A 22,259-nucleotide genomic window follows, 5' to 3' on the forward strand; every position below is an offset into this window, starting at 1 on the left:
CGCCCAGCGTGCCGCCACCCAAACCCCCGCAGCAGTACCCCCCCCCCCAAAACCCCCCCCCCCCCCCACAACCCCCCCCGCCCCCCCCACCACCTTCGTGAATCCGCAGGGGTGGGACGTCAGCGGATGCCGAGCACCGCGCAGCCGACCTCACCGTCGTGGTCGATCGAGGAGATGACGGCCACGGCGCCGGCGGCCTCCGGCGACCCCTCCGCCACCGTCAACGTCGCGGCGATCTGGAACGGCACCGAGACCGCCGCGGTGTCGCCGAACAGCGGCCGGATCCGGGTCACGGCCGGGCCGAACACGGCGTCCAGGACGCTCGCCTCCTCCTCGCCCAGCGGCCCTGCCGGGGCGCTCGGAGCGACGGCCCAGACCATCTCCGCCTCGACGCCTGCGGCCCGCAGGGCGCGCCGCAGGCATGACCCGAGCGTCTCGCTCGCGCTCGAGGTCGGGCCGTGCACCCCGAACTCGACGGCAAGCACCTCGGCGAGCCCGGCCCGGTCCCTACCGCCGCCCGGCTCGATCCGCAGGACCGCGCAGCCCTCGCCAAGCGGCTCCGGACTGGGAGAGGGGAGTACCGCTCCGGTCGCCGCCGGGTGCCGCCGGACCGAGTGCTCGATCCAGGCCCGAGATTCGGAGAACTCCTCCACCGCTCCGCAGAGCACCAGGGGCGCCCGGTTGCCGGCGAGCAGCCGCAGCGAATAGCGCAGCGCGTGCAGCCCGGAGACCCGGCCGCCCGCGATCGTGACGTTCGGCCCGTGCAGGCCGTGCCAGATCGCCGAGGTGCCGACCGGGCAGTTCATCACCGCGTTGGGGAACCGGGCCGGGTCGACCATGTACGGCTTCTCCGACACGTAGGTGTCGCGGGCGAAGCTCATGATGCTGTGCACACTGCCGCTGGCCGTCCCGAGCACGAGGGCGGCGTCGCGCATCACGTCGGCGGGCTGGGTGTCGCCACCCTCGCCGATGAGCTGCCGCACCGCCGTCACGGCCAGTGCGGTGGCCCGATCCATCGACCGGGTCCCCTTCTTGCCGAGCTGTGCCCGGACGTCGAAGTCGGGCACCAGGTGTGCGCCGTCCGCGGGGACCGCCCACTGCTCCGGATTCGGCACGGCGCGCGTTTCGGCGGCGGCGTGAAACCCCTCGACGAACGACTCGCGGCCGACCCCGTACGGCGACACCGCCGACCAGGTGGTGATGATTGCCGGCGCGGCCGACTTTTCCGTCACGGCCATGGGGGAGTCCTTTCGTGGTGTCACCGGACGGTGCCCGACCCGCTGGGCCGCGCTCCGGTACTGGGGTGCAGTCTCGGACGCTTCCGCCGCCGGAACAATCGGCGATCGAAACCGTGAATCTCACGGCTCGCGCCGGAAGATCCGGACGAGCGCCCGGAGCATCAGTACCGCGCTGATGATCAGCAGGTTGTAGCCGAAGACGTGGAACAGCTGCAGATCCGGCGTGAGCGGCGGCCCGCCGGTCGAGGAGAGCAGCAGTGCCGCCATCACCCCGGTGGCCGCCGCCAGGAACGCTAGCAGCGTCTGGTGGACCAGGCCGGTGACGTGGTTGCGGTCGCGTTCGTGGGCGAAGAGCTGCACGCCGACGCTCAGCCGTCCCTGCTCCAGGGCCGCGCTGATCCGGTCCATGCGTCGCGGGAGACGTCGCAGCGACGGCAGGAGGGCGAAGAGGTCCTCGCCGAAGCCGGTCGTGATCTTGCTGAAGCTGGTGGCCTCGGAGTAGTGGCCGGCGGCGAAGTCGCGCGCCTCCTCGAGGAGATTGAACCGCGGATCGATCCGGTCGATGGTGCCCTGCAAAGTGGTCAGCGTCCGGAACATCGCGGCGACCTCCGGCGGCACCCGCAGGCCGTGGATCGTGACCAGCTGGAACAGCGCGGCGAACGTGTCCAGGCCGGGCGTCCTGCCGGCGCCCAGGTGCCGGGCCATGAACTGACCGACAGCCACCTCCAGCCGAGCCGAGTCGATGCTGTCGCTGTTTTCCAGGATGTCCAGCAGCGCGTCGCACGCACCGGCTCGGTCGGTCCGATCGATGGCAAGCAGCAACTGCTGCACCGCGTCGCGCATCGCCGGGTCGAAACGGCCCACCACGCCGAAGTCCAGCAGCCCGCACTCGTCGTTCTCCATGATCAGGACGTTGCCCGGATGCGGATCGCAGTGGAACGTACCGGAGACCAGGATCTGTTCGAGGATGCAGGACATCAGGCTGGCGGCGAGCTTGTGGCGGCGCTCGACGTCGCCTCCGTTGAGCAGCTCGGCAGCCGCGCCGACCGGCACCCCCTCAAGGAACTCCATGACCAGCACCCGTGCGCTGGAGTAGTCCGTGTGGACCGCAGGCAGGCGGACACTGGCGCTGCCCGGTCGCGCCTTGGCCGAGGCGGTGATGGTGGCGATGTTCTGCGCCTCGATCTGAAAGTCGAGCTCCTCCCGCAGCGCCGTCGCGAAGCCCTCGGCCAGCGCCGCCGCGCCGATGGTGCGCCCCCACTCGGTCCGGCTCTCGATGATCCGGGCGACGTGCCGGGTTATCGCCAGGTCGTCCTCGACGATGGCCGCCACCCCCGGGCGTCGGACCTTGACCGCGACCTTGACGCCGGACCGCAGGCGTGCGCGGTGCACCTGCGCGATCGACGCCGCCGCGATCGGCTTGGGTTCGAAATCCAGGAACACCTCCTCCGCGGCCGCGCCGAGATCCTCGGTCAGGACCGCCTCGATCTCCGGCCACGGGCTGGGGCGCACCTGGTCGTGCAGCCGGCTCAGCTCGGTGATGTACTCGGCCGGAAGGAGGTCGTGCCGGGCGGACAGCGCCTGGCCGAGCTTGACGAGCGTGACACCACACTCCTCCAGCGCCCGGCGCAGCGCGATGGCCCGGCGTGCCCGTTCCTGACTCACCTCGACGCGGTCACCGCGGATCGGCAGGAGCAGCCGGGCGAGGCGGTAGCGGGACGCGATCCGCGCGACCTGCCGGTAGCGGCGGACCCGGCGCACCTCGTGGTGGATCTGGCGCTTCCAGACGGCCGGCCGCAGGCCGTGTGGCAGCACGAGCTCCGCCACCGCCAGGAAGACCATGGTGATCAGGAGCGAGAGGCCCAGGACCACGCTGAACAGGATGCTCTGCCGCTCCGGCGGTCCGACGTAGCCGATGATCAGCGTGCTGCTGACCCACGAAACCGCGGCGGCCAGGAACATCCGCATCGGCCGGACCCGCAACCCCAGCAACTGGCGCGCGCCGATGGCAATCGCCGCGTACAGGCCGACAAAGATGACGGCGATGATCAGGTACGAACCCATCTGAGTGATCACATTCATTCGTTCGCGCCGCCGCTCTTGTCCGCTGCTCCCGGGGAATCAACCCCCATCATGGGCAGAAACGCTCCTGTATGGACACCCTGAGCCGAGGATCGGGACGCGCATCATCGAACTATTCGACGTGCGCTCGCCGCCATCCAGCGCTGTTACTACGCTCCGGCACTGCCGACCGGGCGGATCCGGTCGCGGAAATCCCGGCGACGAAGGGCCGTGCCATGACCACCAGATTGTCACCAGCGAGCCCCATAGCCGGACAGATCGCCGTTCTGGAGGCTCCGGCCCCTGCCGGTCCGGACGGCAAGGACGGCGAACTGATCGCCCGGACCGAACTCGTGGTGGCACCCACGGAGCCCGTGTTCGTCGGTCACTATCCGGACTTCCCTATCTTTCCCGGCGTCTGCCTCATCGAGACGGTGCAACTGAGCGCGCGGGCGGTTGTGCATCCGGAGGCGGCACTGGAATTGGCGGCGGTGGAGTCCGCCCGATTTCGGGGGCCGGTCTACCCCGGGGATCGCGTCACGGTGACGATGCGGTGGATCCCGCGCGGCGATGAATGGGTGTGCTCCGCGCGCCTCGAGGTCGTATCGCACCTCGCGGCCGAGGTCCGTCTGCGGTATCGATCCGCTGTCGGCGAGCAGGCGCCGCACCGGCGGATCGAATTCTTTTAGCAGCGGTATGCCGGGACTCCGGCCTTACCTACGCTGAGGTCCAGCCGGAACTGGGTCGAATCCTGTTGGGGACCCGTCGGTGTCATCCCATTTTCAGCGTCACTCGGCGCCGTTCTGGATCAAGGCAGTCGCCGATCGGCGGCGGAAGGAGCACGAGATGCCCACTGTGGACGAGCAGCGCGATGCCAAGCTCAAGGATCTGGTGTGCGAGATCCTCGAGCTGGACGAGGACGAGGTCAGCGAGACGAGCCTCTTCGCCGAGGACCATGGCGCCGACTCGCTGCGGGCGATTGAGATTCTCGCCTCGCTCGAGAAGGAGTTCGGCGTGGTCATCGACCAGTCTGAACTGGCCCGGATGGTGAATCTCAAGGGCGTTCGCGAAGTGGTCGCGGAGGCCGCCGGCTGGTAAATCCAGCCACCGCAGATTAACGATCCGCACATCAGTGAGGGACGGCGATGTCATCAGCTATTGATGTGCCTGGGACTGCTCTACGCAACGATTTCCAACGTGTAGTGCTGACCGGGTTCGGAGTAATTTCCAGCATTGGTATCGGAACGGCGGAATTCGCGGCGGGGCTCCGGGCGGGCAAGTCCGGAGCGAGGCCGATCTCCGCCTTCGACACCGCCGGTTTCGCCCACTGGAACGGCTGCGAGGTCGTCGGATTCGACCCGCAGCGGTGGGTGCACAACCTGCCGGTCGAGACCCTCGGACGGGCGAGCCAGTTCTCGACCGCCGCGGCCCGGATGGCCGTGGAGGATGCTGGCCTCGCTCCGGACGACCTCGCGGACGCGCGTGGCCTGATCTGCGTCGGCACCACCGACGGCGAGTCGTTCGATCTCGAACACCTGGTCCGCAACGAGCTCGACGGCGGCCCGGAGAACATGGATCCGTTGCACGCCCGACGCATTCGTGCCGGTCGGCTCTCGGCCTCCATCGCGCAGGAACTGCGTCTGTCCGACGTCGAGGCGGTCACCATCCCGACCGCCTGCGCGGCGGGCAACTACGCCATCGGCTACGGCTTCGACACGGTACGCACCGGTGAGGCGGACTTCGCCCTGTGCGGTGGCGCGGACGCGATGAGCCGCAAGACCTTCGCGGGTTTCTACCGGCTCGGCACGATCGCGCCGGACCGGTGCCAGCCCTTCGACAAGGGCCGTAAGGGAATCCTCACCGGCGAGGGCGCCGGCATGCTGATGCTGGAGAGCCTCTCCTCGGCGCGCGCCCGCGGCGCGCGGATCTACGCGGAGGTCCTGGGCTACGGCCTCAACTGCGACGCCTACCACCAGGTGGCGCCGAACGAGGACAGCGTGGCGCGGTGCATGTCCCTCGCACTGGCGAACGCCGGCGTGAAGCCCGAGGAGGTCGACCTCATCTCGGCGCACGGCACCGGGACGAAGGCCAACGACGTGACCGAGTCGCGGGCGATCCGGCAGGTCTTCGGCCAGCAGTTGCCGCGCACCATCTCGATGAAGTCGATGCTCGGTCACACCATGGGCGCGGCGAGCGCCCTCGGCGCGATCGGCTGCGCGGTCGCCATCGACCAGGGTTTCATCCCGCCCACGATCAACCACGTCGAGACCGACCCGGAGTGCGAGATCGACTGCGTGCCGAACCAGGCCGTCGAGGCCCGCCTGCGTGTGGTGCAGAACAACGGACTGGCCTTCGGCGGCAACAACGCGGTCGTCGTGCTCGGAGCATACGAGGAGGCGTCGTGAGCTGGCCGGTGATCGGTGTCGGTGCCGTGACGAGTGTGGGTCGCACCGCCGAGGAGACCTTCGAGAGCCTCTGTGCGGGTCGCAGTGGTCTGGCGCCGATGCGGGGCTTCGCCCCCGAGTGGTACCACGCCGGGCACCTGTACGAGCTGGACAACCGGCCGGATCCCGGCCAAGACGTGACCGGGCGGGCGACCGCGCTGCTGCTGGACGCGGTCGGGCAGGCGGTCGACGCCGCCGGGCTGGACCGCGACCTCGGCGACATCCCGGTCCTGGTCGGCACCGGCCTGCGCGAGCTGCGCTCGGTGGAGCTCTGGTGGCGCGACGGCGCTCCGCTGGAGGCGGCCGACCTGCACTTCGGCACCGCGTTGCGGCGTACCTTCCAGGCACACGACACGCTCACCGTGTCCAACGCCTGCTCGGCATCCCTGCACACGCTGGCGCTCGGCATCGACCTGCTGCGCTCGGGTGAGGCGGAGACGGTGGTGGTCGCCGGGGTGGACGTGATCACCGAAAGCATGTTCGGGCTCGCCGACCGGGTGCAGCCCGAGCCGCCGGGCCAGGTCCGCCCGTTCGACGTCAGCCGCAAGGGCACCGTCCTCGGCGAGGGCGCCTCCGCAGTCGTGCTCACCACTCCCGAGCGGGGGCGCGGCCGACCGATCGCAGGGCGTGTCCGCGAGGTCGGCATCAACTGCGACGCGTACCACGTCACGGCGCCCGACACGGAGTGGATCGCCGAGGCGGTGCGCAGCGCCCACCGCCGGGCCGGTGTGAAGCCCGACGACATCGACCTCGTCATGCTGCACGGCACCGGCACACCCCTCAACGACGAGGCCGAGGCCACCGCCCTGCGCGAGGTCTTCGGCGACACGCAGCCCTGGATGACCGGCCTCAAGGGGGCGACCGGTCACACCTCCGGGGCCTCCGGGCTGCTCAGCGTCATCGTCGGGATGCTGGCGATGGCTTCCGGGCGGATACCACCCATCGTCGGCCTCGACGAGCCGATCGAGAGCATCAGCCCCTTCCGGCTGGTTCGTACGGACGCGGTGCGCACCGAGAGTGCGCTGTGCCAGGTCGACGCGTTCGGCTTCGGTGGACTGAACTCCGTGGCGATCGTGGAGGCGGCATGACCGCGGTGGTGGTGGTGGGAACCGGTCTCGCCCTCGGCGGCGCGCCGACCGGCGCCGACCTGTTGTCCGGTACGCGTGTCGATCAGGTGTCGTTCGAGCCCGCCGGCGTCCTCGGTCGGAAGGGCCTGCGCTACAAGGATCGGGCCACCCATCTGGGCCTGTCCGCCGCGATGCTGGCACTGCGCGACGCGGGTCTCGCCGACGAGGCGGGTGCCAAGGCCCAGGACGGTGACGGGATCGCGGTGATCGTCGGCTCCAACTTCGGCAACCTGGACACGGTCGCGAAGATCATGGACTCACTCGTCGAAGATTCGGGCAGCGGCGGGCTCAGCCCGATGGACACGCCGAACGCCTCCAGCAACGAGGTTGCCGCCGCGGTGGCCATCCGGCTCGGCCTGCGCGGGCCGAACCTGACGCTGTGCAACGGGGCCGCAACGGGCATCGACGCGCTGTCCTGGGGACGCCGGCTGCTCACCTCCGGCCGGGCGACCCAGGTCCTCGTCGTGGGCGTGGAGCCCGACAACGAGGTGGCGCGCCGGATGACCGGCGGGCTGCCCCTGGTCGACGGCGCGGCCGCGGTCGTGCTCGAACTCCCGGACAGCGCCGCCGACCGGGGTGTGCCCGAGCGGGCCCGCCTCGAACGCGTGGTACGCGCGACCGGCATTGAGGACTGCCTGCGACGGCTCGGCATCGACGGCGCCGCCAGCGCACCACAGGAGTGGTTCGGTCCCGAGCACCACGTCGAGCCCGCCGCCCCGAGCGTGCTGCCCGGCCTGCTTCGCCACGACCTGAGTCAGCGCTGGGGGCTCGCCTCGGCGGCCCTGGGTGTATTGCAGTGCGTGGCGGCGATATCGCGTTTCGAGGCGGGGGCGGACGGCCCGATCGCCGCTGTCGCCGGGACCGACGCGGACGACGCGAGCTCCGGCGTGTTGATCACCAGGCCCGTGGAGCGTGCTTGATGGTGTACGCGCAGCGGTTGCGGCAGCGGCACGATCCGACCGTCGGGTGGCACGCCACCCACGGCGACGGCGGCCGCGTCGTTCTGCTGCACGGGCTGGCCAACAGCTCGGGCATCTGGTCCCGGCTGGGGCAACGGTGGCAGCCGGAGGGCCGCACGCTCTGGGCTGCGGATCTGCCCTGGGCCGGTGACGGCCCGGTGGACTGGTGTCACCGCCCGGACCCGGTGCCCGCGCTCGCCGACGTCCTCGCTGCGGTGCCGGGACGAGGGCATCTGGTGGTCGCCCACTCGTTCAGCGCCAATCTGCTGCTCCGGCTGCTCGCCGAGGGCCACCGGCACGGCGCCGACCCGGTCGAGCGGTACGGGATCGACGCGGTCGTCCTGGTAGCTCCGCTCTACCGCCGGGCGCCGGAGAACTTCAACGGTCTGACCGTCGCCCAGCTGTACGACAGCTACGTCCAGGTCATGGAGGAGGGCATCCGGCTGCAGCGGCACCGGGCGCCCGACCCGGAACTGGTGCACGACATGGCCGCCCGGGTATGCGAGCGCATCGGGCCGTACGGCTGGTTCCGCGTCCTCGATGCGTGTCTGTCCACCCCGTGGCTGCGGCTCGGTGATGTCTCGTTGCCGACGCTGGTCATCGCGGGGACGACCGATCCGGTCGGTGGCGAGGCCGAGGCGCTGGCGGACGCGCTGCCGCGCGGCCGCCTCGCGGTCGGCCCGCGCTCCGGCCACTTTCCCATGGTCGACGACGTGGAGTGGTTCGCCGCCACGCTGCGGGAGTTCGCGGAGTCGGTCGCCGCCCCGTCCTCGCCCCTTGCGGGCGCGTCCTGAACAGGAAGGTCTGAACTGTGGAAACCATGCCGCCGACGGTGATGAAACAGCTGCTCGAAAGCGTCACCGAAACCGAGCTGCGGCCCGGCTACGAGGGCGCCAACATCGGCACCATCATCGGCTTCAAGCACGTCAACTACCTCGTCGAGGCCGCAGTTCTGCGTCACTTCGACGCCGCCGGCGTGCCCGTCGGCGCGCTCTACGAGGAGCACGGTCTCGGGTTCGACGTCATCGAGCTGGACACCCGTCTGCAGACGGCGCTGCTCGTCGACGACGTCGTCACGGCCCAGGTACGGCCGGACACCGCCGACGACAGCGCCGAGTTCGGGTTCCGGGTGACGCTGACCGTCGTCCGCGACGGCGAGTCGAAGAAGGCGGTCACCTCCAAGGTCCGCGCCCAACTGCGCAGCGACGCCCGGGTCACCGACCCGCACCCCGTTCCCGAGGCGATGCTCCGGTTCGTCGTCGACCGCATCGGCGATCCCGCCGTGTCCGAGCTGACGGACGTCGCGGTGGCGCCGGGGGCGGACCCGGTCATCGCGCAGCTGACCGAGGGTCGCAACGCGTACGCCTGGAAGTACCGGATCCCGTACTTCTATTGCCACTTCTTCGAGCGCATGCAGATGTCGGGCTACCTCCGCCAGATGGAGGAGGTCGTGGACCTCTTCCTCGCCGACCGGGGCCTGTCGATCAAGCCGCTGCTGGACGAGCGGAACTGGATTCCCGCGGTCACCGCGTCCCGGATCCGGATGCTCGGCGAGACCATCATGGAGGAGGAGCTCTACACCGTCTTCACGGTGCAGGACGTCTTCAAGAACCTGCTCTACTCCGCGCGGATGGACTGCTACGTGGTCCGCGACGGCGCATTGGTGCACACCGCGACCGGCACGATCACCCACGCGTACGGCGTGGTGGAGAACGGCCGGCACGGCCGCCTGGTGACCTTCGACGACCGGGTGCGCGACGCGCTGGACGGCAAGGCTGCCGAGGTCGGCTGACATGACTCCCACACCTCGGCCGGTGCCCGTCATCTCGGCCTGGTCCGCGGTCTCCCCGTTCGGTTACGGCCGGGACGACTTCAGCCTGGGTCTGAGCTCGGGGCGTTCCGGCCTGACCGACGCGGCGGAGACGGACGAGCGGATGCCGGCCGGGCGTGCCGGTCTGGTGCCGTCCTTCGAGGTGCGGAAGGTGCTCGGCGCCAAGGGCACCCGGGGCATGGACCGCCTCACCGGGCTGACCGCGGTGGCCGTCGGGCACCTAGCCGGTGATCTGCCGGAGAGGGAGCTGGTCGGGCTGGTGGTGGGCACCACCACCGGCAGTCAGCAGAGCATGGCCGACATCACCCGCGACACCCTGATCCACGCGAAGCCGTTCTACATCGAGACCGGGCACATCCCCAACGCGATCATGAACTCGCCGGCGGGGCAGTGCGCGATCCGCTACGACCTGCGCGGGCCGAACGCCACTGTCGCGGCCGGTCGGGTCTCGTCGCTGTCGGCCCTCGCGTACGCGCGCCGACTGCTCGCCACGGGCCGGGCTCGCACGGTGCTCTCCGGTGCCGCCGAGGAGTACTCCGTGGCGCGTGCCTGGTGGGACCGTCACGCGGCGGACCCGCGCTCCGGTGCCGCTGGCGGTGAGGGCTGCGTGATGTTCCGGGTGGACGCCCGGACCGCGCCTGCCGACGGCATCGCCGAACTGCTCGCCGTACACAGCAGGGTCGCTGGCGCACCGGGCGCGGAGGCCGCGCTGGAGGCCTGTGTACGCCAGGCGCTCCGGCAGGCCGACGTGGACGCCGCCGCGGTGTGGGCCGTCGCCATGAGTGCGGCGCCGGACGCGCGGGACCGCACCGAGGAACGCGTCCTCGACCGGGTCTTCGGCGACGGTCCCCGGCGGATCGACTGCCTGGCGGCGATCGGAGACACCGCGAGCGTCGCGGCGGGGTTCCAGCTGGGCGCGGTTCTCGCCGAGGCGGAGCGCAGCCCCGACGCACTGGGCCGGGTCGCCGTGGTGACCGCAACCGATGCCGACGGCGCGCTCGGGTGCGCCGTGCTGCGGCTGACTACCGCCAGCCGCCGACCGAGGGAGGAATAAATGACCACGACCACGTCTGGTGTCGTGCTGGACAAGGAGGAGCTGCGGGCGACCGTGGCCGACGTCCTCGACATGGATGTCGCGGACATCCGCGACGACGCGCACTTCATCGACGACCTCGAGGCGGACTCGCTGATGACGCTCGAGGTCATCGTCGTGCTGGAGAAGCGGTACGGGGTGAAGTTTGTCGAGTCCGACCTGAGCGGTGTGACCACGTTGAACCAGGCGCACGCGCTTCTGACCGAGAGATTGCATCGCAGCGCATGACGCCGCCGCCCAAGTCCCTGACGCCGGCGCAGGTTCGTCGGCTGTTGCCGCACCGGTACCCCATGCTGCTCGTCGACCGGGTGCCGGAGGTGGCTGCCGGCGACCGGCTGTCCGCGGTCAAGGCGGTCACCTGGAACGAACCGTGCTACGCGGGGCTCGGCGAGGATGCCGGTACGGAGCAGCTGGCCTATCCCCAGTCGCTGCTGATCGAGTCGTGGGGCCAGTCCGCGGGCCTGCTCGCGGTGCTGAGCGCCGAGCAGGAGCAGGGCCCCGACAGCCCGGTCATGCTCGCCGGCGCCATGGCCGGCATCGAGTTCCGCGCCGCGGTGTACCCCGGTGCTGTGCTGCGACACGAGGTCCGCCTCGAACGGGCGCTCAGTGACACCGTCGTGTTCGCGGGCGAGACCTATGTCGACGACCGGCTCGTCGTCTCGTACACCCGCATGGTGATGGCCTTCCGCCCCGCCGACCAACTTCGACCGACCGCGGCCTGACCGGTCCGCAGCAGAGGAGAACGAGAAGTCATGGCAGACAACGCTCGCCGCGTGGCGCTGGTCACGGGAGGCACCCGCGGCATCGGACGCGCAGCCGTGCTGTCGCTCGCCGCCGACGGCCTCGACGTCGCCTTCTGCTACCGGAGCGCCGACGACGCCGCTCGCGAGGTGGAGAAGCTGGCGACCGAGGCCGGCGCCCGCGTGGTGGCACAGCAGGTGGACGTCACCGACCTGGAGTCGGTGCGGCGCTTCGTCGGCGAGGCCGCCGAGCGGCTCGGCCCGATCGACGTTGCCGTCACCTCGGCCGGGATCACCCGGGATGCCGCGCTCGTGATGATGAAGGACGAGCACTGGCACGAGGTGATCGACGTCAACCTCACCGGCGTCTACAACGTGGCCCGGACCGTGGCGTTCGACATGATGAAGCGACGGTCGGGCTGCATCATCACCATCTCCTCGGTAGCGGGCGTCTACGGCAATCCCACGCAGACCAACTACTCCGCGGCCAAGGCCGGGATCATCGGTTTCACCAAGGCGCTGGCCAAGGAGGTCGGCCGGTACGGCATCCGGGCCAACGCGATCGCGCCCGGCTACATCGAGACCGACATGACCGCCGGCCTCTCCGACGCGGTGAAGGACAAGGCCCGCAAGGCCGTCCCGCTCGGCCGGATGGGCAGCGCCGAGGACGTCGCGGGGCTGGTGTCGTTCCTGGCGTCGGACCGGGCGTCGTACGTCACGGGCGCCGTCCTGCACGTCGACGGGGGCATCTCCCTCTAGGAGCCCGTCGCATCCTCCCGGACATCACAGAAAGGCAGGGCAATGCCCACGCCCAAGCGCCCCCGCTGGTACTACTCACTGCGCAGCCCATACTCGTGGCTGGCGTACCGGGACCTCGCCGACCGCTTTCCCGAGGTGCTCGAGACCGTGGAATGGATCCCGTTCTGGGAGCCCGACGAGCTGACCTCCCGCCTGCTCGACGAGGCGAAGGTCGAGCTGCCCATCGTCGCGATGTCGCGAGCCAAGAACTTCTACATCCTCCAGGACGTCCGGCGGCTGACCCGGGCTCGCGGGTGGGACGTCACCTGGCCGATCGACAAGGACCCCTGCTGGGAGATCCCCCATCTGGCCTACCTGCTCGCGGCCGACGCCGGTCGGGGCCGCGAGTTCGTCGACGCGGCCTACCGGGCACGCTGGCAGGAGGCGCGCGACATCGCCGATCGGGTGACCGTCAAGGAGATCGGCGACGGTATCGGGCTGGACGGCGACGTGCTTGCCGCAGCCTCCGACGATCCCGAGCTGCGGGCGCGGGGCGTCGCCTGCCTGACCTCGTCGTGGCGTGACGGCCTGTTCGGGGTGCCCTTCTTCGTGCACGGCAGGGAGAAGTACTTCGGTCTGGACCGCCTGCTGCCGTGGGCGGCCGCGGTGCGGGGCGGCGACCTGCCGGAACAGACCACGACCTGGCAGGAGTACGCGGCCGTCCCGGAGTTCTCGGCGGCCGGGGCCGATGGAGGCCCGGCAGGCGGATGTGCCTGAACCCGGACGCGCCGACTCCGGAGGCAATCGCCGCCGGAGTGGACGCGCTACGTGAGAGGAACCGAGGGTGTCGTCCGATGAGTGGGATGTCGTCGTTGTCGGCGCGGGCATCGGCGGTCTGGTCTGCGCCGCCTACCTGGCCTGCGACGGACGCCGTGTACTGGTCACCGAGCAGCACGACGTGGCCGGTGGGAACAGCCACGTCTTCCGCCGCCGCCGCGCGTACGAGTTCGACGTCGGCATCCACTATCTGGGCGACTGCGGCCCGGACGGGGTCCTGCCGGCGATCCTCTCCGGCGTCGGCCTGCGCGATCGGGTCACGTTCCGACCGATGGACCAGGACGCCTTCGACAACATCCAGCTGCCCGGCCTCAACTTCAACATGCCGGCCGGCTGGGACCGGTACCGGCAACGCCTGGTCGAGGCGTTGCCGGACGACGCGGCAGGGCTGACCGAGTTCGTCGGCATCTGCGCGACCGTCGGGCAGGAGATGCGCGACACGATGCTGTTGCCGTCCGAGCCGACGATCCAGGAGCTGATCCGGACGACGCCGGCCACGCTGTCCTGGGGCCGGCGGAGCCTGCAGGAGCTGTTCGACCACTGCCGGCTGTCCGTCCGGGCGCGGACGCTGCTGGCCGCCCAGTCGCCGAACTACGGCATGGGCCCGCGGCAGGCGACCGTCAGCGTCCACGCCATGGTCACCGACCACTACGTGCGCGGCGCCTACTATCCCGAGGGTGGCGGCCAGATGCTCGCCGCGTCGCTCGTCGAGGTCATCGAGGCGCACGGCGGTGAGGTCCGCACCAGGTGCCGGGTGGAGCGGATCCTCGTCGAGGGTGGCCGGGTCACCGGCGTCCGGGTCAGGGACGAGCCCGAGCCGATCCGGGCGGAGTTGGTGATCTCCAACGCGGACTACCGGCGTACCGTGCTGGACCTCGTCGGGGCCGAGCATTTCCCGGCGAGCCTGGTACGCAAGACCCGCGAGGCGCGCATGGGCCTACCGTTCGTCACGCTCTACCTGGCGATGGACCGGCCGCTGCCGTCGATGCGCAACGGCAACATCTGGTGGTACGACACCGACGACGTCGACGGGTACTACGACAGTCTCGCCGACGGCCGGATGGAGGACGTGCCGTTCCTGTTCATGTCGTTCGCCTCCGCCAAGGACCCCGGATCGGCGGCCGTCTGCCCGCCGGGCCACAGCAACTTCCAGGCGATGACGCTCTGCCCGACCGACTACTCGGTCTGGGGCGTCGAGGGCGGTCCCGCGGACGGTGTGCCCTACCGCCGCGGCGCCGCGTACCGTGCGGCGAAGCAGCGGATGACCGAACGGATGCTGCACAGCGTCGAGCGCGTCGTGGGGCCGGTCCGCGACAACCTGGTGCACTGCGAGCTCGCCACCCCGCTGACCCAGGAGCGGTACACCCTCTCCACCGGCGGGACGCCGTTCGGCCTGGCGGAGTGGGGCTCCGGCGGCGGCCGGCCGGACACCCGGACCACGATTTCCGGCCTGCACGTCGTCGGCCAGAGCACCCGCTACGGCAGCGGCATCACGGGAGTGGCCGTCAGCGGCATCAGCTGCGTGGCGCAACTGCTGGGACGGCGGCTGCTGGCGGAGGTCATGGGCGGCACCGTACTGGCCGACCTCAGCCGGCTGCCCGACCGCCCGGTGGGCTGGGATCCGGTCCAGGCGTCGCGCGGCGCCCAGCGCGTCGGCGCTCGCGGCCTGGCACGGATCGGCTGAACCGGATTCGAGACGGCCGGTCCGGCCATCGGCGGCGATCCGTGGATCGTCAGCTGATGGCCGGCTCGGCCGGCAGCATCTGCGCGGGCAGCGCCGGCCACGTGGCGGCGTCGTAGAAATGGCCGCCCGGCAATTCCTTGATGACGCATCCCCGCATGGTCAGATCGCGCCAGCCCTCCGCGGCCCGACGATTCACCCCGCGATCCTCGGCGCCGTAGAGGACGGTCATGGGGATGTCGACGGCAGTCCCGGGAACATATCGATAACTGTCGCGCATCCCCAGATCGGCGCGAAGCAGATCGACCGCCATGGCACGCAGATCGGGCTCGGCGAGGATCTGCTCGTTGATCTGGCCGACCGACCGCATCCAGGCGACGAGTTGGTCGTCGGTGTCCGTGTACCGCGGCGAACTGGCCTGCTTGGCGCGCCAGCGCGTCGGTGGCTCGGCCGCCGACACGACGAGGTGCTCGGGGGTGGGCTGACCCCGGCGACGCAGCTCGACGGCGACGTCGAAGGCGACCCAGCCGCCCATGCTGTGTCCCATCAGGGTGAACGGGCGGTCGAGGATCGGCTCGACGGTGTGCAGCACGTCGTCGACCAGATTCGACCAGGTCGGGGCGAACGGCTCGCTGTACCGGCCCTCCCGGCCCGGATAACAGACCAGCGCGACCTCGACCCGTTCCGGAGCGGTACGAGCCCAGGCCCGCATCGGCGAGGTGCCGCCGCCGCAGAAGCTCAGGCAGACCAGTGTCTCGGGTGCGTCCGGTCGTGGCCGGGGCCGGATCAAAGCAGATGACGAAATGGGCACGCTCAATTCCCTCCGGTCGGACGGTACACATAGCCGCCCGGACATTAGTCCGGCCATCCCGCGATCTGTGCCACTCTGCCGAAGAATTGAAAGCGGAAAGGGCTCGCGCGATCGACTTTTCGATGTGGCCTAGGCCCTCGTAGCGGCCGATTGATTAGCTGACCCGGCGCACGGCCACGGCCGGCGCCCGGCACCCATCCGATCGGGCCTGCCCCCGGTGCCGGGATGTATCGACATTCGCCGCCGCATGCGCAGGTTTACCGACTGCACGCGCAGGGAGGAAGCCCATGGGAACACCGGCCGACGACACGGCGATCCATGAGGTGGAGCTGCCGGCCGAGCTCGCGTCCGCCATCGAGCGGACCGCCGGTCAGCTGTCCGTACCGGTCGAGACGATCCTGCTCGCCGCACACGCGAAGGTCGCCGGTGTGCTCACCGGCGAGCGGGCCGTGCACACCGGGGTCGGTGAGCTCGGCGCCGTCGTCCGGTTGAGCGTGCTCGCGGGCACGTGGGCGGAGCTGGTCCGGATCGTGGCGGAGGGCAGCGGGAAGCCGGTGGTCGGCCGAGCGGTCACCACGTTCGCCGTACGCGCGGAGCCCGCCCTGCCAGTGGCCGCGCTGCCGAAGTCGGCGCTGTTCGGCACCGACGTGCTGCTGCGGCCCGATCGCGTGACCATCCGGATCGCGCATGCCGCCGCCGGTCCCGCTCGGCGGATCGCCGGCTATCTGGCGACGGCCCTGCGATTGACCACCCAGGATCCGCACCGTCAGCACGAGGCCGACACCCTGGTGCCGGAGGCCGAGGCTCGGTGGCAGATCGAGGAGTTGTCCGGCCCGGTCCGGCAGCTGCCCGACCAACGGGCCCACGAGATCATCGCGGAGCGGGCAGGTCAGTTCCCGGACCGCGTGGCGGCCCGCGCCGCAGCGGGGACGCTGACCTACGGTGAGCTGAACCGACGCGCCAACCGGCTGGCCGGGTTCCTGCTCGCCCAGGGGGTCGAGGCCGAGGAACCGGTCGCCGTGGTGCTGGAGCGCACGCTCGAGTGGCTCGTCGCCACGCTTGCCGTGTTCAAGGCCGGCGCGGTGTATCTGCCGGTCGAGCCGCACTTCCCGGCGCAGCGGGTCGGGGCCATGCTGGAGCGCAGTGGCGCTCGCACGCTGATCGCCGTCCGGGACACCACCGCCTGCCTGCCCGATTTGCCGGACCGTCGGGTGGTGCTTCTCGACGGGGTCGACCTCGACGCGTACCCCGACACCGATCCGCAGGTCGTCGTCGGGCCCGAGCGGCTGGCGTACATCTACTTCACCTCCGGCTCCACCGGGGAGCCCAAGGGTGCGATGCTGGAGCACGGCGGCATGGTGAACCACCTGCTCGCCAAGATCGAGGATCTCGGCGTGGAGAGCGGCACGGTGGTGGCACAGACGGCGCCGCAGTGCTTCGACATCTCGCTCTGGCAGCTGATCGCCCCGCTGCTGGTGGGTGGAGAGACGCTCATCGTCGGGCAGGACGCGGTGGTCGACGTCGACCTCTACCTCGACACACTGGTCGAGGGCGGGGTCGAGGTGGTGCAGATGGTGCCCTCCTATCTCGACGTCATCCTCGGCCAGTTGCAGGAACGCCCCCGGTCGCTCGGCAAACTGCGCTGCGTCTCGGTCACCGGCGAAGCCGTCAGCAAGGACCTCGTCGAGCGCTGGTTCACCGCGTTCCCGGGCATGGCGCTGGTGAACGCGTACGGCTTGACCGAGACGTCCGACGACACCAACCACGAGGTCCTGCGTGAGCCACCAGCCGGGCCCCGGGTGCCGCTGGGCAGGGCGGTGCGCAACGTCGTCGTCTCCGTGGTGGACGAGCAGTTGCGGCCGGTGCCGTTCGGCGCACCGGGTGAGATCGTCTTCTCCGGCGTCTGCGTGGGCCGTGGCTACATCAACGACCCCGAGCGTACGGCCGCGGCGTTCCTCGACGACCCGGCCCGGCCCGGGAGCCGCCTGTACCGTTCCGGCGACTTCGGGCGCTGGCTCGACGACGGGCGACTCGAGTTCCTGGGGCGCCGCGACGCGCAGATCAAGATCCGCGGTTTCCGAGTCGAGATCGACGAGATCGAGCACCGCCTCTTGGAAGCGCCGGACGTACGGCAGGCCGCGGTGGTGGCCGTGGACGGCGGCGACGGGGCCCGCCTCGTGGCCTTCTACACCACTGACGTGTCGACGGCGGTGTCCGCTGAAGGGCTCGCGGAGCTGCTGGGAGCGTCGCTGCCGGCGTACATGGTGCCGGGGGAGTTCCGCCGCGTCGACGCGCTGCCGCTGACCGGCAACGGCAAGGTGGACCGCAAGGATCTGCGGGCCCGGGCGGCGGACCGGGTGGGGCCGCCGGCCTACGAGTCGCCGCGTACCGCGATGGAACGCCGGATCGCGGCGGCCTGGGCCGAGGTGCTCAACGTCCCGGTCGAGACCGTGGGGCGCCGGGACGACTTCGTCGCCTCGGGCGGCACGTCGCTGACCGGCATCCGGCTCATCGTCAAGCTGGACCGCCTGTTCAAGCTCGAGGACCTGGTGCAGCACCCCGTCCTCGCCGACCTTGCGGCGAAGGTCGACGCCGAGTCGGCACCGACCTTGTGATCTCCGTTCGTACCGCAGGGAGCCAGCCATGCCTCATTTACTGCCGTCGATCGATGCGCCCGCACGCCCACAGGCGTTCCCCGGGCCGCGAATCATCACCGGTCCGGAGCAGTTCAACGTCGAGAACCTCTACGTCGACCTGTCCGGAATCTTCGGCCGCACGCTGCACCTCAAGTGTGAGGGCTTCAACTTCGCCGGCTCGGTCAAGCTGCGCGCCGCGGTCGAGATGGTCGAGGCGGCCGAGCGCAGCGGCGAGCTGCTGCCGGGGTCCGTGCTGATCGAATCCTCGTCCGGCAACCTCGGCATCGCGTTGAGCATGATCGCCGCGAGCCGGGGCTACCGCTTCATCTGCGTCACCGACGTCCGGAGCAACCACGCCAGCCGGCGCGCGATGGAGGCGTACGGCGCCCAGGTCGAGGTCATCGACGGTGTCCACCATCCCGGCGGCTTCCTCGGCGCCCGCATCGCGTACGTGCAGGACCTCGTCGCCTCGGATTCGCGACACGTCTGGCTCAACCAGTACGCGAACCCGAACAACTGGCGGGCGCACCACCGGCTGACCGGTCCCGGGCTGGCCCAGCACTTCCCCGACCTGGAGGTGCTGTTCGTCGGCGCGGGCACCACCGGAACGCTGATGGGATGCGCCCGGTACCTGCGGGAGCACCGGCCCTCGGTCAAGGTGGTGGCCATCGACGCGGTGGGATCGGTGACGTTCGGCGGCCAGCCCGCGCGGCGGCTGATTCCCGGCATCGGCACCGGCGTACGCCCGCCGCAGTTGGACGCCTCGTTCGTCGACGACGTGGTCTACGTGTCCGAGCCGGACACGATCGCAACGTGCCGGGCGCTCGCGCGCCGGGGCTTCCTCTTCGGCGGGTCGACCGGAACGGTCGTCAGCGGGGCGCTCTCCTGGCTCGCCGAGCACCACCTGGACGACTCGCCCCAGGCGTTGGCCCTCGCGCCTGACCTGGGGGAGCGCTACCTGGAGTCCATCTACGACGACGACTGGGTCTGGGACAACTTCGAGCTGCGACCCGAGGTGTCCGCACCAGCGGACCGCATCTCGGCCGGGCAGCCCTGATCGCGCTCACGCATCGCCCGTCCCAGCACCGAAAGGACGCCCCATGACTGCCTCACCCTCGACCTCCGTCGCCGCGGACGGCCCGGCCCCCGGCGGCGGCGCACCGCCGATCCTGGCCCTCGCCGCGCCGGACGTGCCCACGGCCGTCGCCGTGTTGACCGAGCGGCGCGCCGACATCGAGGCGGCGGTTCTCGAACACGGCGCCGTGACCGTACGCGGGTTGCCGCTCGCCACCCCGGAGGACGTCGCGGTCGTCGGCCGGGTCCTGCTCGGCGCCGCCTGGGAGCAGCGCGAGGCCTTCACCGAACGGCACCTGCACGCCCCCGGCGTCTACTCGTCCGCGGAGTGGCCACCGGACCAGCCGATGTGCATGCACCACGAACTGAGTTACCTGCGGACGCCGCCACCCCGGATGGTCGTCGGATGCCTGCGACCGGCCGAGTCCGGCGGCATCACGGCGCTCGCCGACGCGACCAGGATGCTGGCGGAGCTGCCCCCACCGATCCTGGAACGGTTTCGGCGCGAGGGTTGGCGGCTGGATCGCCACTACAACACGACGGTGGGCGTGAAGTGGCAGCAGGCGTTCGGCGTTGACGATCCGGCCCGCGCCGAAGCCTACTTCCAGGCCAACGACATCGAGTTCGCCTGGCTGCCCGATGGCGGCCTGCGAACCCGGCAGTGGCGTCCCGCCGTGGTCGACCACCCCGTACTCGGCACACCCTGCTGGTTCAACCAGATCGCGTTCCTCAACGAGTGGACGCTCGATGCCATGGTCCGCGAGTACCTGATCTTCGCGTTCGGCCCGGACGGCCTGCCGTTCAACACCCGGTACGGCAACGGCGACCCGATCGAGGAGGAGGTCGTCGCGGCGATCAACGCCACCTACGAGTCGCTGACCGTGCGACGGCCGTGGGAGCGCGCCGACCTGCTCGTCATTGACAACATCCGCACCGCGCACAGCCGAGAGCCGTACACCGGCAAGCGCGAAACCGTGGTGATGCTCGGCGACGTGGCGCCCTGAGCGGCGTCGATTCTTTGATGTGCGATTGCGCGTGGGGCCCGGCGCGGAATCTCATGTGACGCGACGGAACTGCTGGTCGGAGCACCACTGGATTGGCTCGGAAAGGACACCACCGTGGATACTCCCATCATCGAGGCGGTCGACGTCACCAAGTCGTTCGGAGAGACGAAGGCGCTCCAGGGAATCAGCCTCTCCGTGGGCGAAGGCTCCATCCTCGGCCTGCTCGGCCACAACGGTGCCGGCAAGACGACCCTGGTCAACGTGTTGACCACGCTGGTCCGACCGACGAGCGGCTCGGCGCGAATCGCGGGCTACGACGTCGTCCGCGAGGGCGAACGCGTCCGCGAGCGGATCGGTCTCACCGGCCAGTTCGCCTCGGTCGACGAGCACCTCAGCGGCCGGGCGAACCTCGTCATCCTGGGTCGGTTGCTCGGTCTCGGCCGCCGGGCCGCGGGGGTTCGCGCCGACGAACTGCTCGCAGCCTTCGAGCTCACCGAGGCGGCCGGCCGTCCGGCGCGGGACTACTCCGGCGGGATGCGCCGCCGCCTCGACCTGGCGGCCAGCATCATCGGTGAGCCGGCCGTTGTCTTCCTCGACGAACCGACCACCGGGCTCGACCCGGTGAGCCGCCGGTCGGTGTGGGACCTGGTGGAGAACCTCGCCCGGGCCGGCACCACGGTGCTGCTCACCACGCAGTACCTGGAGGAGGCGGACCGTCTCGCCTCGTCCATCAGCGTCCTGTCCCAGGGGCGGGTCATCGCGTCGGGCTCGGCCAGCGAGCTGAAGGCCGCGGTGGGTCAGCGCACCGCGTCGATCACGTTCGCCAGGTCGGAGGACGGCTCGCTGGTGCTCAGGATGCTGGAGCGGGCGGGCATCCAGGCGAGCCTCGACGAGGACCGCCCCGTGGTGACTGCCCCGGTCAACGCCTCCTCCCAGTTGGCCATCGTGGTCCGCGCGATGGACGAAGCTGGCGTGGAGATCGAGGAGCTCACCTTCGCCGAGCCGACGCTCGACGATGCCTACATCGCCCTGAACCGGCACCCCGTCGCCACGAACGCCTAGCGCACACTCGGATCGAGGAGTCGGCCATGACGACCACCGTAGAGAAGACCGAGCCGGCCCGCCGGTCCGCCCTCAGGGACCGGGCCCTCCGGACCGGCGTGATCACCCAGGTGGTGGTCCTGACCGGACGGACGATGGGGACGCTGCGCAATCCCGCGCTGTTCATCCCCAGCCTGTTGTATCCGATCATCATGTTGTCGATCTTCAGCCAGGTGTTCCGGAGCATCGACCAGACACCCGGCTTCCCGGCCGGCGTGGCCTACATCGACTACCTGCTGCCCGCCATCCTCGTGACGACCGGGCTCGGCGCCGGGGCGAAGACGGGCACGATCCTCACCACCGAGATGCAGAACGGCATCATCGCCCGGTTCAAGTCGATGCCGATCCGCACCGGTTCCATCCTCACCGCCCGCAGCTTCGCCGACCTGATCCAGTTCCTCGGCGAGATGGCGGTCACCACCGCGCTGGCCGCGCTCATCTTCGGGTTCTCGCCCGCAGGCGGCTTTGTCGGGGTTCTCGGTGCGATCCTCGTCTCGCTGGTGGTGGGCTGGTCGCTCGGCTGGGTCTTCATGGCGCTCGCGGCGTGGCTCAAGGCGCCGCAGGTGTTGGAACCGATCAGCAGCATGCTGACGATCATCCTGATGTTCGCCTCGAACGCCTTCGTGGCCACCTCGACCATGCCGACGTGGCTGCGCTTCCTCTCCGAACTCAACCCGCTGTCGCTGGCGATCGAGGCGGCGCGCGAGCTTGCCCTCGGCACCGCCGACACGGGCACCATTCTGGCGCCGGTGGCGATCTGCGCGGTGGTCGTGCTGATCGCGGCACCCATCGCGACCCGCAACTTCCGACGCGGCTGATCGCCCGCCGGAACTGAATGTGACCTCGGCGCGGCCGTGACACGGCCGCGCCGCTGGCTGTCCGAG

Annotated in this window: 21 protein-coding genes; 18 read left to right on the forward strand and 3 right to left on the reverse strand. The window is 70.5% G+C overall.

Features of this window, described 5'->3' with window-relative positions; all coding sequences use genetic code 11:
* Positions 1-119 precede the first annotated feature (119 nt).
* Together ACLQ28_RS14970 and ACLQ28_RS14975 are read right to left on the reverse strand one after the other, a co-directional pair.
* Positions 120-1,238: a beta-ketoacyl synthase N-terminal-like domain-containing protein gene (locus ACLQ28_RS14970; protein ID WP_425686870.1), complete on the reverse strand. Its 1,119-nt coding sequence runs from the start codon at positions 1,236-1,238 to the stop codon at positions 120-122.
* Between the two features lie 120 nt (positions 1,239-1,358).
* Positions 1,359-3,314 (reverse strand): ABC1 kinase family protein, encoded by a 1,956-nt coding sequence (locus ACLQ28_RS14975; protein ID WP_425686871.1) that lies wholly within the window; start codon positions 3,312-3,314, stop codon positions 1,359-1,361.
* Between the two features lie 221 nt (positions 3,315-3,535).
* Here ACLQ28_RS14975 and ACLQ28_RS14980 point away from each other — a divergent pair, with 221 nt between their 5' ends.
* The 13 genes from ACLQ28_RS14980 to ACLQ28_RS15040 all read left to right on the forward strand — a co-directional run bounded on the left by ACLQ28_RS14980 (position 3,536) and on the right by ACLQ28_RS15040 (position 14,752).
* Positions 3,536-3,988, forward strand: coding sequence for a 3-hydroxyacyl-ACP dehydratase FabZ family protein (locus ACLQ28_RS14980; RefSeq protein ID WP_425686872.1), 453 nt, complete (start codon positions 3,536-3,538; stop codon positions 3,986-3,988).
* 157 nt (positions 3,989-4,145) lie between these two features.
* Positions 4,146-4,397, forward strand: coding sequence for an acyl carrier protein (locus ACLQ28_RS14985; RefSeq protein ID WP_425686873.1), 252 nt, complete (start codon positions 4,146-4,148; stop codon positions 4,395-4,397).
* 65 nt (positions 4,398-4,462) lie between these two features.
* The gene (locus ACLQ28_RS14990; RefSeq protein ID WP_425686874.1) at positions 4,463-5,704 is read left to right on the forward strand and encodes a beta-ketoacyl-[acyl-carrier-protein] synthase family protein; all 1,242 of its coding nucleotides are present in this window, start codon (positions 4,463-4,465) and stop codon (positions 5,702-5,704) included.
* The gene (locus ACLQ28_RS14995) at positions 5,701-6,831 is read left to right on the forward strand and encodes a beta-ketoacyl-[acyl-carrier-protein] synthase family protein (protein ID WP_425686875.1); all 1,131 of its coding nucleotides are present in this window, start codon (positions 5,701-5,703) and stop codon (positions 6,829-6,831) included. Before ACLQ28_RS14990 ends, ACLQ28_RS14995 begins: the two co-directional genes overlap by 4 nt.
* On the forward strand, positions 6,828-7,790 hold the full coding sequence (locus ACLQ28_RS15000) for a beta-ketoacyl synthase N-terminal-like domain-containing protein (protein ID WP_425686876.1): 963 nt from the start codon (positions 6,828-6,830) through the stop codon (positions 7,788-7,790). Before ACLQ28_RS14995 ends, ACLQ28_RS15000 begins: the two co-directional genes overlap by 4 nt.
* Positions 7,790-8,623 (forward strand): alpha/beta fold hydrolase, encoded by an 834-nt coding sequence (locus tag ACLQ28_RS15005; protein ID WP_425686877.1) that lies wholly within the window; start codon positions 7,790-7,792, stop codon positions 8,621-8,623. The genes ACLQ28_RS15000 and ACLQ28_RS15005 overlap by 1 nt, the downstream gene beginning before the upstream one ends.
* A 17-nt stretch (positions 8,624-8,640) precedes the next feature.
* Complete coding sequence (locus ACLQ28_RS15010) at positions 8,641-9,621, forward strand: thioesterase (protein WP_425686878.1); 981 nt, start codon at positions 8,641-8,643, stop codon at positions 9,619-9,621.
* Position 9,622: 1 nt separating this feature from the next.
* Entirely contained in the window at positions 9,623-10,714 is a 1,092-nt protein-coding gene (locus tag ACLQ28_RS15015) for a beta-ketoacyl synthase N-terminal-like domain-containing protein (RefSeq protein ID WP_425686879.1), read from the forward strand.
* A complete protein-coding gene (locus ACLQ28_RS15020) occupies positions 10,715-10,981 on the forward strand; it encodes an acyl carrier protein (RefSeq protein ID WP_425686880.1) in 267 nt (88 codons plus the stop codon).
* On the forward strand, positions 10,978-11,475 hold the full coding sequence (locus ACLQ28_RS15025) for a 3-hydroxyacyl-ACP dehydratase FabZ family protein (RefSeq protein WP_425686881.1): 498 nt from the start codon (positions 10,978-10,980) through the stop codon (positions 11,473-11,475). The genes ACLQ28_RS15020 and ACLQ28_RS15025 overlap by 4 nt, the downstream gene beginning before the upstream one ends.
* 30 nt (positions 11,476-11,505) lie before the next feature.
* Positions 11,506-12,252, forward strand: coding sequence for a 3-oxoacyl-[acyl-carrier-protein] reductase (gene fabG / locus ACLQ28_RS15030; RefSeq protein WP_425686882.1), 747 nt, complete (start codon positions 11,506-11,508; stop codon positions 12,250-12,252).
* Between the two features lie 42 nt (positions 12,253-12,294).
* Positions 12,295-13,008, forward strand: a complete 714-nt coding sequence (locus ACLQ28_RS15035) for a 2-hydroxychromene-2-carboxylate isomerase (RefSeq protein WP_425686883.1) — start codon at positions 12,295-12,297, stop codon at positions 13,006-13,008.
* A 67-nt stretch (positions 13,009-13,075) separates the two neighbouring features.
* The gene (locus ACLQ28_RS15040; protein ID WP_425686884.1) at positions 13,076-14,752 is read left to right on the forward strand and encodes a phytoene desaturase family protein; all 1,677 of its coding nucleotides are present in this window, start codon (positions 13,076-13,078) and stop codon (positions 14,750-14,752) included.
* A 49-nt stretch (positions 14,753-14,801) separates the two neighbouring features.
* On the opposite strand, the gene ACLQ28_RS15045 is transcribed toward ACLQ28_RS15040, so the two are convergent.
* The gene (locus ACLQ28_RS15045) at positions 14,802-15,560 is read right to left on the reverse strand and encodes a thioesterase II family protein (protein ID WP_425686885.1); all 759 of its coding nucleotides are present in this window, start codon (positions 15,558-15,560) and stop codon (positions 14,802-14,804) included.
* A 287-nt stretch (positions 15,561-15,847) separates the two neighbouring features.
* Here ACLQ28_RS15045 and ACLQ28_RS15050 point away from each other — a divergent pair, with 287 nt between their 5' ends.
* The 5 genes from ACLQ28_RS15050 to ACLQ28_RS15070 all read left to right on the forward strand — a co-directional run bounded on the left by ACLQ28_RS15050 (position 15,848) and on the right by ACLQ28_RS15070 (position 22,193).
* Positions 15,848-18,175: a non-ribosomal peptide synthetase gene (locus ACLQ28_RS15050; RefSeq protein WP_425686886.1), complete on the forward strand. Its 2,328-nt coding sequence runs from the start codon at positions 15,848-15,850 to the stop codon at positions 18,173-18,175.
* A gap of 28 nt (positions 18,176-18,203) precedes the next feature.
* Entirely contained in the window at positions 18,204-19,253 is a 1,050-nt protein-coding gene (sbnA, locus tag ACLQ28_RS15055) for a 2,3-diaminopropionate biosynthesis protein SbnA (RefSeq protein ID WP_425686887.1), read from the forward strand.
* A gap of 43 nt (positions 19,254-19,296) precedes the next feature.
* Positions 19,297-20,274 (forward strand): TauD/TfdA family dioxygenase, encoded by a 978-nt coding sequence (locus ACLQ28_RS15060; RefSeq protein WP_425686888.1) that lies wholly within the window; start codon positions 19,297-19,299, stop codon positions 20,272-20,274.
* Positions 20,275-20,388: 114 nt separating this feature from the next.
* Complete coding sequence (locus ACLQ28_RS15065) at positions 20,389-21,336, forward strand: ATP-binding cassette domain-containing protein (protein ID WP_425686889.1); 948 nt, start codon at positions 20,389-20,391, stop codon at positions 21,334-21,336.
* 26 nt (positions 21,337-21,362) lie between these two features.
* A complete protein-coding gene (locus ACLQ28_RS15070) occupies positions 21,363-22,193 on the forward strand; it encodes an ABC transporter permease (protein WP_425686890.1) in 831 nt (276 codons plus the stop codon).
* Positions 22,194-22,259 lie beyond the last annotated feature (66 nt).

The sequence above is a fragment of the Micromonospora sp. DT201 genome (assembly GCF_049841575.1).
Taxonomy (GTDB): Bacteria; Actinomycetota; Actinomycetes; order Mycobacteriales; family Micromonosporaceae; genus Micromonospora.

Excerpts from the sequence above, each read along its gene's own strand:
- ACLQ28_RS15000 (WP_425686876.1), top strand. The coding sequence starts at position 6,828 with ATGACCGCGGTGGTGGTGGTGGGAACCGGTCTCGCCCTCGGCGGCGCG.
- ACLQ28_RS15050 (WP_425686886.1), top strand. The coding sequence starts at position 15,848 with ATGGGAACACCGGCCGACGACACGGCGATCCATGAGGTGGAGCTGCCG.
- ACLQ28_RS14980 (WP_425686872.1), top strand. The coding sequence starts at position 3,536 with ATGACCACCAGATTGTCACCAGCGAGCCCCATAGCCGGACAGATCGCC.
- sbnA (WP_425686887.1), top strand. The coding sequence starts at position 18,204 with ATGCCTCATTTACTGCCGTCGATCGATGCGCCCGCACGCCCACAGGCG.
- ACLQ28_RS15020 (WP_425686880.1), top strand. The coding sequence starts at position 10,715 with ATGACCACGACCACGTCTGGTGTCGTGCTGGACAAGGAGGAGCTGCGG.
- ACLQ28_RS15025 (WP_425686881.1), top strand. The coding sequence starts at position 10,978 with ATGACGCCGCCGCCCAAGTCCCTGACGCCGGCGCAGGTTCGTCGGCTG.
- ACLQ28_RS15015 (WP_425686879.1), top strand. The coding sequence starts at position 9,623 with ATGACTCCCACACCTCGGCCGGTGCCCGTCATCTCGGCCTGGTCCGCG.
- ACLQ28_RS15035 (WP_425686883.1), top strand. The coding sequence starts at position 12,295 with ATGCCCACGCCCAAGCGCCCCCGCTGGTACTACTCACTGCGCAGCCCA.
- ACLQ28_RS15070 (WP_425686890.1), top strand. The coding sequence starts at position 21,363 with ATGACGACCACCGTAGAGAAGACCGAGCCGGCCCGCCGGTCCGCCCTC.
- ACLQ28_RS15060 (WP_425686888.1), top strand. The coding sequence starts at position 19,297 with ATGACTGCCTCACCCTCGACCTCCGTCGCCGCGGACGGCCCGGCCCCC.
- fabG (WP_425686882.1), top strand. The coding sequence starts at position 11,506 with ATGGCAGACAACGCTCGCCGCGTGGCGCTGGTCACGGGAGGCACCCGC.
- ACLQ28_RS14985 (WP_425686873.1), top strand. The coding sequence starts at position 4,146 with ATGCCCACTGTGGACGAGCAGCGCGATGCCAAGCTCAAGGATCTGGTG.
- ACLQ28_RS15005 (WP_425686877.1), top strand. The coding sequence starts at position 7,790 with ATGGTGTACGCGCAGCGGTTGCGGCAGCGGCACGATCCGACCGTCGGG.
- ACLQ28_RS14970 (WP_425686870.1), bottom strand. The coding sequence starts at position 1,238 with ATGGCCGTGACGGAAAAGTCGGCCGCGCCGGCAATCATCACCACCTGG.